This window comes from Vibrio sp. (assembly GCF_048266485.1).
Taxonomy (GTDB): Bacteria; Pseudomonadota; Gammaproteobacteria; order Enterobacterales; family Vibrionaceae; genus Vibrio.
Genome location: NZ_JBLWZK010000009.1, coordinates 64684 through 74149, shown reverse-complemented (window position 1 = coordinate 74149; position 9466 = coordinate 64684). Strand labels below are relative to the sequence as shown.

The following is a 9466-nucleotide window of genomic DNA, read 5'->3' as shown; positions in this document are numbered from 1 at the left end:
ACCCGAGACCCGAGACCCGAGACCCGAGACCCGAGACCCGAGACCCGAGACCCGAGACCCGAGACCCGAGACCCGAGACCCGAGACCCGAGACCCGAGACCCCGAAACTTACTCTTCCCAAACAATAAATTTATCACTTGGCCAACTGGCTCCAACGTCGTGATATTTTTTCTCTAGTATATGACGCTTTATTTTAAGGGTCGGCGTTAGAATGCCATTTTCGATACTCCACGGTTCTTTGATCATTAAAACCCCTTTGATCTTGGCGTGAGACTCTAAACCATCGTTGATCTGATTGATGATCTTAACAGTTTTACGCTCATAGCGCTCACGATCAAAATTCTTAAATGAATGAGGAATAACCAGTAAAATTGGTGCCGGTAAGCCTAAGCCAATTAAGCACATCATTTCGACTCGAGAGTGCTCAAAGATTTTTTTCTCAATAGGCACAGGTGAAACGAACTTACCTTTGGCGGTTTTGAAAGTGTCTTTTTTACGCCCTTCAATCGATAAATACCCTTCATCATCTAGGCTACCGATATCACCGGTATGCAGCCAACCTTCATCATCAAATGATTCTTGTGTCGCTTGATCATTTTTATAATAACCAGCGAATAAACCTTTACCGCGCACCATAATTTCTTGGTCATCGGCAATACGAACATCAACCCCTGGGCCGACTGTGCCGACTGTTCCAATTTTATCGGCACGGTATGGATAGTTGATGGTGCTATAAGCGAAGGTTTCTGTCATGCCCCATGCTTCGGTAATATTCATCCCAACACTCCGATACCAGTGCAATAGTGATGGAGAAATCGGTGCAGAGCCACAACCTAGAACGCGAGCATTTTCTAGTCCTAAACCTGAGATGATTTTTTTCTTCACAATGCTATTTAGGAAAGGGATTGCAAGTAGGATATTAAGTTTCTTCTGCGGCATTTTATCCAAAATACGTTGTTGGAAAACTGTCCATAAGCGAGGTACAGAAATAAACAGAGTAGGCTTGTGAGCTTTAACATCGTCAATAAAAGTATCAATACTTTCGGCAAAACTGGTTGGCACACCACCTAATATTGAGGAACCGAAAACATAGACGCGTTCGGTAATATGAGCGAGTGGTAAATACGAGAATAATCGGTCATTTTCTTGTAAACCAATATGCTCAACAATTTTTGATGCACACCATGCAAAGCCACCATAAGTGAGCATTGCGCCTTTAGGTAGACCAGAGGTACCTGAAGTGTAAACTAAAGACATCAGAGTATCATCGTGGTGCTGAGGGCGTTCTGTGCTAGGTTGATGGCTATCAATTAAACTATTGAATTCATATTGGCAGTTTGGCGCACTATCGTAAGGTAAAGAGATAGAGATGAGTTGTTGGTGTTTGCCTAACACTTCTAGCGTGGCTACATCATCATCGAGTTTTCCTACAATAATCGCTTTGGCTTCACTGTGGGTCAGGCAATGTTCTATGGTGTCACTGCCAGCAGTTGGAAAAATAGGTACGCTTATGTAGTCGCCTAGCATTAAGGCTAAATCACAAATAAACCATTCTGCACAGTTCTTCGAAAGCAAAGCGACTTTATCTTTAGGCTCTAGCCCTAAACCTCTTAATGCCGATACTAGGCTCAACGCTTGATCAGCCACTTCAAAGAAAGTGAATTCTTTAACTTCACGGTTAATCGGCTGAGTGAGATACACATCATTAGGTCGCTCATCTGCCCATTTTAAAATCATTTCATGAGGAAATTGCGTGGTTGATGTTGGTTGTTGGTTGAGTTCAGTCATCATTTCCGCCTTATATAACAAGTTATTAACACTTTTAGGCTATTAATGATTAAACCACAATAAGACAAAGGTCCAACCAGTAAAATGTTGTGAACTGAAGCATCAATTTGATTGTAACTATTTCTGTCAAATAAAGTTTTGAGGGGGCATATCAACCGAGTGCCTAAATGTAGAGATTAGAGACTAGAGTCGATAGCTAATGTTCTCGCGACATTTTCGGCAAGGTTAGCCATGTTCACTTCTGCTTCGGCAAAAGCGGTTTCTAAATCAAAGGGTCTTGGAATCGCAGCAAATACCGCATCAATACCATGATCGTAAACCGCTTGGTAGTTATCGCCGACACAACCGGCTAGTGCGATCACTGGAAGATCAAATTTCTTCGCTGCTTGAGCAATCCCAACTGGGGTTTTGCCGTGGGCGCTTTGCCAATCAATTCGACCTTCACCGGTTATAACAAGATCGGCATCTTGTAGGTGATCTTCAATCGATAGCGTTTCTAATACAATGGCGATCCCCGGTTTTAAGGTGGCAGAGGTAAATCCTAAAAACGCCGCCCCAAGCCCACCAGCGGCACCTGCTCCGGGTTTGTCTTTCACTTGGCGATCAAGTTGAGAGGCAATTAAATCTGCATAATCACTTAAAGCGTTATCGAGTAACGTGGTATCTTCTGCTGTTGCGCCTTTTTGTTTGCCAAAGGTCTCCGTCGCCCCATGCTCTCCACACAATGGATTATCCACATCGCTGGCAATGACAATCTCACAATCGGACAATTGAGGATGTAGGTTATCTATATTGATTGATTTAATTTGCGTAAGACCAATGCCATTACCTGAAATCACATGGCTATTGCTGTCGAGAAATTTAACCCCTAGCGCTTCTAACATACCCATACCGCCATCATTAGTGGCACTGCCGCCTAAACCAATGATCAACTTCTTAGCGCCATTTTCTAGCGCGTGTGCGATCAGCTCACCAGTACCAAAGCTGGTGGTGATTTTTGGATCACGCTGTGCAATTGGTACATAATGTAAACCACTTGCCGCAGCCATTTCAATCACAGCAGTGTGGCTTAATTCGCCACCTAGTCGACCATAGAAAGCATCCACTTTATGGCCTAGAGGTCCAGTGACTACGCAATCAATTATCTCACCTTGTGTTGCATCGACTAAAGATTGCACAGTCCCTTCACCGCCATCCGCCAGTGGGATATGTACATACTCAGCGTCTTTCCAAACTCGCATCAACCCGATTTCAATGGCTTGGCAAACTTGCTTAGCGGTTAAGCTTTCTTTAAACGAATCAGGAGCAATAATGATTTTCATACTAGGACCTCAAAGTATTTATCTATGCTTTATTATCGATAAATTCGAGAGAAATTACTTTGGACAATTAACCAAATTACATGCCGATAAATTGTACTGATTTTGTTCATTTGACTAATTTTTCGAACATTGTGTGATCTGGCAAGCAATATAGAGTTCGACTAATCCGGTGAAGTTATGTGGTGATATTTGAGTGATGCTTTCAATTTTATTTAAGCGATAGCGTAGAGTGTTTCTATGGATATATAGGCTATTAGCGCATTGGGATAGGTTGCCTTGATGTTCAAATAAACTGTATAAGGTTTTGATTAATTGACCTGAGCGATCTTGGCTTTTGAGTTTTACAATAGCATTACATAATTGTGCACCTTGCCAATTTTCTTTTAATGGTGACAGTAGCACTGGCATGCGGAGATCTTCAAACAGATACTTAGTTTGTTTCGGTTGGTAGTGTTTGCCTAGTGCGAGTACTTGTTGTGCACTTTGAAACGATAGCGGCATGTCCATGATCGATGGAAAGTATTCACCTAGTGCAATATGAAGCTGGTGTATATCGTGTTGTTGAAGTGTATGAATGAGCTGATCAATGCGCTTACTTTCAATGGTGTAATCCCAGCATTTAGCTGCTTGTTGACATGGTTTGAGAACGAGGATTTGATTCATCGCAACGACGGCGACTAGGTTATTGCGCTCAGGATATTCAAGCAGTTCCACGATTTTTCTGATGGTATCGAGTTGGTTGCGATTGGAGGTCTCGCTGATTTCAATTAACACCGCAACGCGTGGCTGTTCTATATCAATCGACAAGCGTTGTGCCCAGCTTTCTAGTGCTTCTTTGGTTAATTCATTATTCACCCAAGAAGAAATAAATTCTTCAATATGGCGTTTATCCCACTGCAATTGTTCAATCAAGAGTGAGCGCTCGATGATCATTTCTGAAGTCATTTTGACTAAAGCCGCATAGTTGCGGATCTCATCAGGGTTTCCTGTGATGCCGACCACACCAATAATAGTGTCATCATGTTTTAAGACTAGGTTGATACCCGGTTTAACGCCTTTTAAATTCTGACTGGTTTGTTGAGTAATTTCAGTAGTGTCACCATGTTGGATTGCCAGTAGGGCGCCATCGTGCAACTGCCCAATTCGTTCTGATTCTCCGCTACTGATTATGATGCCACGATCATTCATAACGTTGATGTTGGTGTCGATGATTGCCATAGTGCGATCAACGATTTGTTGGGCAAGTTGGGTATCTAGGTACATAAAAAAGCCGATAGGAAAGTACGTATAATAAAACACTAACCTAGTCGGCTTATTTCGTCATGATGGAATGATAAATTTGTGAATATGCACAAATAATGGCTTAACTTGCTAAATGAAAAGCCTGCTTTAATTCTTGTAAATATGCGTCATCACGACACATACTTTTACCTGGTTCATCGGAAATCTTCGCCACTGGTTTACCTTGGCAAGCGGTGAGTTTAAGTACGATGTTGAGGCTATTCACATTCGGAATATCGCAGGTTAATTTAGTACCAATGCCAAAACTGGTTTGAATACGCTGGGCAAAATGTTGGTAGATCTCTATAGCTTTAGCAAGTGATAGGCCATCTGAAAATACTAGCACTTTCGATTTAGGATCAATCCCCAGTTTCTCATAGTGAGCAATTGCTTTTTCCCCCCATTCAATAGGGTCACCGCTGTCATGGCGTAAGCCAAGAAATGTATTGGTAAGGCTTGGTGTGAAGTCGCGTAAAAAGGCATCCATGTTTATGCAATCGGTCAGCGCAATACCTAATGTATTCGGGTATTCCTTTATCCAATTATGTAATGCTAGTTGTTGCGAATCGGCAAGCTCTCCCGCTAATTGTTGATGTGCTTGAAACCATTCATGTGCTTGGGTGCCAACTGGCTTTAATCCTTTGCTAAAGGCGAGATAGTAATTGGATGTACCATCAAATTGAGGGAAGTGCTCGATTAATTGGTCGACAATATTGGCCTGTAACGCTTTAGAGAAACGGCGACGTGTACCAAAGTCGATTAAAGAAAAACCAGACATATCTAAGGTTGGGTGATCTTGTTTGAGTAATTTCAGCTTGTGGTGCAAATGCTGACAAGCTTGCTCAACACTGGCTTGTGGGTAACGACGGCGTCCTCGAATTTCACTGATAATCGCCAACAATGGTACTTCCCATAAAATTACATCTAACCATTTGCCACGCAGTGTTATTTGTAGCTGTTCACCATCTTTACGAACTTCAACGTTACTTTGCTGGAAATGAAATGTCGCTAAGTACTCAAGGTAGTCAGTTTTAAAGAAGGGGAGTTGCGCAAGGTAGTCTAGTTCTTCGGGCTGAAAGCGCAGTTGGCATAAGTGATCGATTTGCTGCAACACTTCATCGAAATATGGGCGTAAATCTTCTTGACTTCGGCAATGAAATTCAGCGACCACTTCAACATCAGGGTACTGGTGAAATGCTGCTTGCTGCATATGCAATTTATAAGCATCGGTATCCAGTAGTGATGTAATGATCGGTTGCGAGTGAGACGTATGGGAAGAAATGGTCATAGACAATATTTAATAAGGAGATTATCAGAGTAGTGTACTCGATCTCGCTCCAATTGAGAAAGTTGTGCATAAAAATAGACTTGTACAGCGACTAGAGTATTTGGCCTATAATGATCCAAAAGCTTTTAGAACATAGTAGCCTTTCCTTATCTTAGATGTAAAAAATCCCGCCAAAGTGACGGGATTTCAATTGGTTAAACTGTACAGCTTTTTATAGTGTCCAGGTTGATAGGCATTTGACCTAGCATAGTCCTAAAGCTATTTTGCTATTATCAAACACCAATATAATTAGTTGTTTGAATGCAGCTCGCTGTTTAACTCAACCGCAGATTTATTGGTTAAGCATTCAATCTTGCCGGTTACTGAGTTGCGACGGAATAGTAGGTCTGGTTTGCCAGCGAGATCGCGCGCTTTGGCAACTTCTATTTCATTACCAGAAGCATCAAGCATAGTCACTTTAGTACCAGCTGTGATGTAAAGACCTGACTCAATCGTACAACGATCACCTAGTGGGAAACCAAGACCTGCGTTGGCACCTAGTAGGCTGTTCTCACCAATTGAGATGACGACTTTACCGCCGCCAGATAGCGTACCCATGATTGAAGCACCGCCACCGATGTCAGAACCTTCGCCAACCATAACGCCAGCAGAGATACGACCTTCAACCATGCTCACACCAGCTGTGCCCGCATTGAAGTTGATGAAACCTTCGTGCATCACAGTCGTGCCTTCACCCACATGGGCGCCAAGACGTACGCGTGATGTATCAGCAATACGAATACCGGTAGGAACAATGTAATCCACCATTTTCGGGAATTTATCAACGCAATCGACAGTGAGTGTTTCGCCATTTAAGCGAGCTTCAATTTGACGGCTCGCTAATTCTGGTAGATCGATTGGGCCTTGGTTAGTCCATGCGATGTTGTGCAGCAGGCCAAAAATACCATCAAGTACGATGCCATGTGGCTTAGCTAAACGATGTGAGATCAGTTGTAGTTTTAAGAAACCTTCTGCCACAGAGCTTGGTTGCTCATCATTTGCAAGTACGACTAATACTAATGGTTGAGAAGATTGAGCGGCTTTTTCTGCAAAATCAGCATTAGCAATGTCGCCGTTTGCTGCAAATGCATTCGATAGTTCACCAGCAAGCTCATTGCTGATTTCAATCGCTTGGTTGCCTTCTGAGTATCCTGAAACTTGCGCAATTGCCGCAACAAGAGCGTCTGATGGGTTTAATACCGGGCTTGGGAAAAATGCTTCGATGATTTTACCATCACGGTTTTTGGTAGCCGTACCAAAGGCAAGTGCGAAATGTGCCATTACTGAATAATCTCCATTTATAGGGGGTTAAGATAAAAATTAAGTCCAATGCTAAGAAAGTATAATGATTAGCGATTTAAAACAAACCTTAATTTTCTAAGGGCATATTCTTTATTAGGCTGCTACTTGCTTCTCGTTAGGCAGCCTGCTCTAAAGCGGGAGGTGTTAAGTAATACTGCCAAACATCATGGTATAGGCTTAATGATCGATTTCTCAGCTGGTCTACTTTGGCTTTTTCAAAGGTATTGAGGTCGCGGTTTTCGAGCATTGCGGTGCGTTCAATATGCTGAATTTTTTCGTATAGACTATGCTCTTCGCCACTTTTAATCTTGGCTATTTCGTCTAGGTGGAATTGTACTTCAGCAACTAGGCCTGAATGGGGCATTTGCACGAGGACTTTAAGATCTCGATAGCCAGAAGGCGTGGGAGTTTTAAAGCGGTTTTTTACTTGTAGTACGCTCGCTTGTTGGTGAAGTTGCTGATAAGCCTTAACTAAGCTCGGTAAGTCTTGTGCGACAATGGTTGCTCGAGCTAAATCGGTAATTCTATCGGCTTGTCCGTTGAGCTCTTTTTCGACTTTTTCCTTAGCTCGTTGTTGGGATTTAACACCGGCAAAGGTAGGTTGTGTTTGGGTATTTAAGGCGATACTTTTACATAGTACTTCTAACTCATGTTGAGCTTGTGGTGCTTGTGAATAGAGGTTCTCGAAATCAGCAATGGGTTGTCGAATGGTCGCTGAATTGATATCAGGAATGCTGTATAAGCCGCTGAGTGAGTGTTTAAAGGCTTGAGGACAAGCTTGATTGATTTGTGGGCGGGATTGCGATGATTGCGCTTGATTTAGCTGAACTGCAAATGCAGGCGTGCGGCTGAGTAGCAGCAACATGATCGTTGTTGTACGTAAGAAAAACTTCATTAGCAACCTCTATCAGACAATAAAACGGTGTAACTAAAGGGTGTATTTTGTCTTTAAGTGCAAACGAATTGTATTAGCTCGTAATAGATAGCTTGGGGCAAATTTTGATAGTTACAATAGCAGTTTTTAAATTGGGAAATGTTATGACAATTTTAGCTTTGGCTTCAATCTGTTAGCTAACTGTAAGGGAATGTAAAAAACAGCCAGTTGCGATGAGGTGAACTGGCTGTTTAATCTGGATAGTCAACTTCAGGTTTAAGCGGCTTCGCTATCTTTATCTTCGGTTGCTTTTGGTGCTTTGGCTTTTTTTTCAGTAGGGCGACGTTTCGCACCTAGTGCAAAGAGTACTTCATCTTTGTTTTGAGCAAGAAACATAGATAACTCTTCTTTTTGGTTATCATCTTCAATAATCTTGCTGTTTTCTAACAAAGTGAAAAGCTCGTCCGCCATATCCAACATTTTGTCATAAGCGTCAGCTTCAGCCTTGGAAGTAAAAGTCATCTTTTCTTCTCCGTTGCGTTCCACCACGTACTTGACGATTACAGCCATGGTTATCCTCGTATGCAATTTTTGAATGAATTTAACTGTTTTTTTATACAGTTGTTTGTAGCTAATGTCCAGCGGTTATCAGTTATTTGGCGCTACTTTTCAATGATTCGAGCATTTTCCAATCAATGCAAAATTGCATGAAGGTTTTGAGCAGTGGGCTTTGGTATTTTTCTTTATGGACTAATAGCCAAAAGCGGCGCGTCATATCAAGAGGGACTTTAAGTTCTACTACACGATTATGTTCAAGCGCTGATTGTGCCGCTAAACGAGATAAACAGGCTAAACCTAGGTTGGCAGCGGTCGCATTAATAATTGCTTCCGTAGTGTTTAATTGAAATGATTCGGTCCAGACTTCAATGCGTGGCGCTACAGTGCGTAAGAAGAACTCGCGAGACCCTGATCCTGCTTCACGTAGAAGCCACTCTGTATTTTCGAAGTCTCTTGCCAATACAGAGTCTTGTTGTGCTAAAGGATGATTAGGTGAGCAAATGATACACATTTCATCTTGGTTCCAAGGTTGCATTAACAGTTGATCAGATTGAACCTTACCTTCGATTAAACCTAGATCGAGCTCGTAATCGGTTAACTTGTCACAAATTAAACTGGTATTGGAAATCAATAAGCTTTGTTGTTGGTGTTGCGAATGCTGACGAAAATCACGCAGTAAGTAAGGAACAACTTGGTTGCCAATGGTATCGCTGGCACCGATCTTTAATTGGCCGTGCAGCGCTTGATCAAAGGTGAACATGTGTTGAATATCTTCGCTTCGATGTAGCAGTTCATCAGCTAAAGGCAGTAGGCGTTTACCTTCTTGATTTAATATCAAACGGTTATTTACACGATCAAACAATACGAGGCCGAGTTGCTTTTCAAGTTCACCGAGTGACAAGCTTACCGCGGCTTTAGACAGGAATAATTTTTTAGCTGCTGCAGTTAAGGTTTCCTGTTGAGTTAAAGCGGTAAAGACTTTGAGTTGCTTGAGGGTGACATTACTTGCCATAA

General features: G+C 42.2%; 8 protein-coding genes. All 8 read right to left on the bottom strand.

Going from position 1 to position 9466, the window contains the following annotated elements:
• Positions 1-108: 108 nt before the first annotated feature.
• The 8 genes from ACN0T8_RS11445 to ACN0T8_RS11410 all read right to left on the bottom strand — a co-directional run bounded on the left by ACN0T8_RS11445 (position 109) and on the right by ACN0T8_RS11410 (position 9464).
• Positions 109-1788, bottom strand: a complete 1680-nt coding sequence (locus tag ACN0T8_RS11445) for an AMP-binding protein (protein ID WP_417880757.1) — start codon at positions 1786-1788, stop codon at positions 109-111.
• 176 nt (positions 1789-1964) lie between these two features.
• On the bottom strand, positions 1965-3110 hold the full coding sequence (locus ACN0T8_RS11440) for a glycerate kinase (RefSeq protein WP_417880756.1): 1146 nt from the start codon (positions 3108-3110) through the stop codon (positions 1965-1967).
• A 114-nt stretch (positions 3111-3224) separates the two neighbouring features.
• Positions 3225-4373 carry a sugar diacid recognition domain-containing protein gene (locus ACN0T8_RS11435; RefSeq protein ID WP_417880755.1) on the bottom strand — a complete coding sequence of 383 codons (1149 nt, stop codon included), beginning with the start codon at positions 4371-4373 and terminating at the stop codon, positions 3225-3227.
• Positions 4374-4473: 100 nt separating this feature from the next.
• Positions 4474-5679 (bottom strand): nicotinate phosphoribosyltransferase, encoded by a 1206-nt coding sequence (gene pncB, locus ACN0T8_RS11430; RefSeq protein WP_417880754.1) that lies wholly within the window; start codon positions 5677-5679, stop codon positions 4474-4476.
• A 288-nt stretch (positions 5680-5967) separates the two neighbouring features.
• On the bottom strand, positions 5968-6999 hold the full coding sequence (gene dapD / locus ACN0T8_RS11425; protein ID WP_417880753.1) for a 2,3,4,5-tetrahydropyridine-2,6-dicarboxylate N-succinyltransferase: 1032 nt from the start codon (positions 6997-6999) through the stop codon (positions 5968-5970).
• 136 nt (positions 7000-7135) lie between these two features.
• A complete protein-coding gene (locus ACN0T8_RS11420; RefSeq protein ID WP_417880752.1) occupies positions 7136-7915 on the bottom strand; it encodes a RelA/SpoT domain-containing protein in 780 nt (259 codons plus the stop codon).
• Between the two features lie 255 nt (positions 7916-8170).
• Positions 8171-8464: a YebG family protein gene (locus ACN0T8_RS11415; RefSeq protein ID WP_027697554.1), complete on the bottom strand. Its 294-nt coding sequence runs from the start codon at positions 8462-8464 to the stop codon at positions 8171-8173.
• An 82-nt stretch (positions 8465-8546) separates the two neighbouring features.
• Positions 8547-9464, bottom strand: a complete 918-nt coding sequence (locus ACN0T8_RS11410; RefSeq protein ID WP_417880751.1) for a LysR substrate-binding domain-containing protein — start codon at positions 9462-9464, stop codon at positions 8547-8549.
• Positions 9465-9466: the final 2 nt, after the last annotated feature.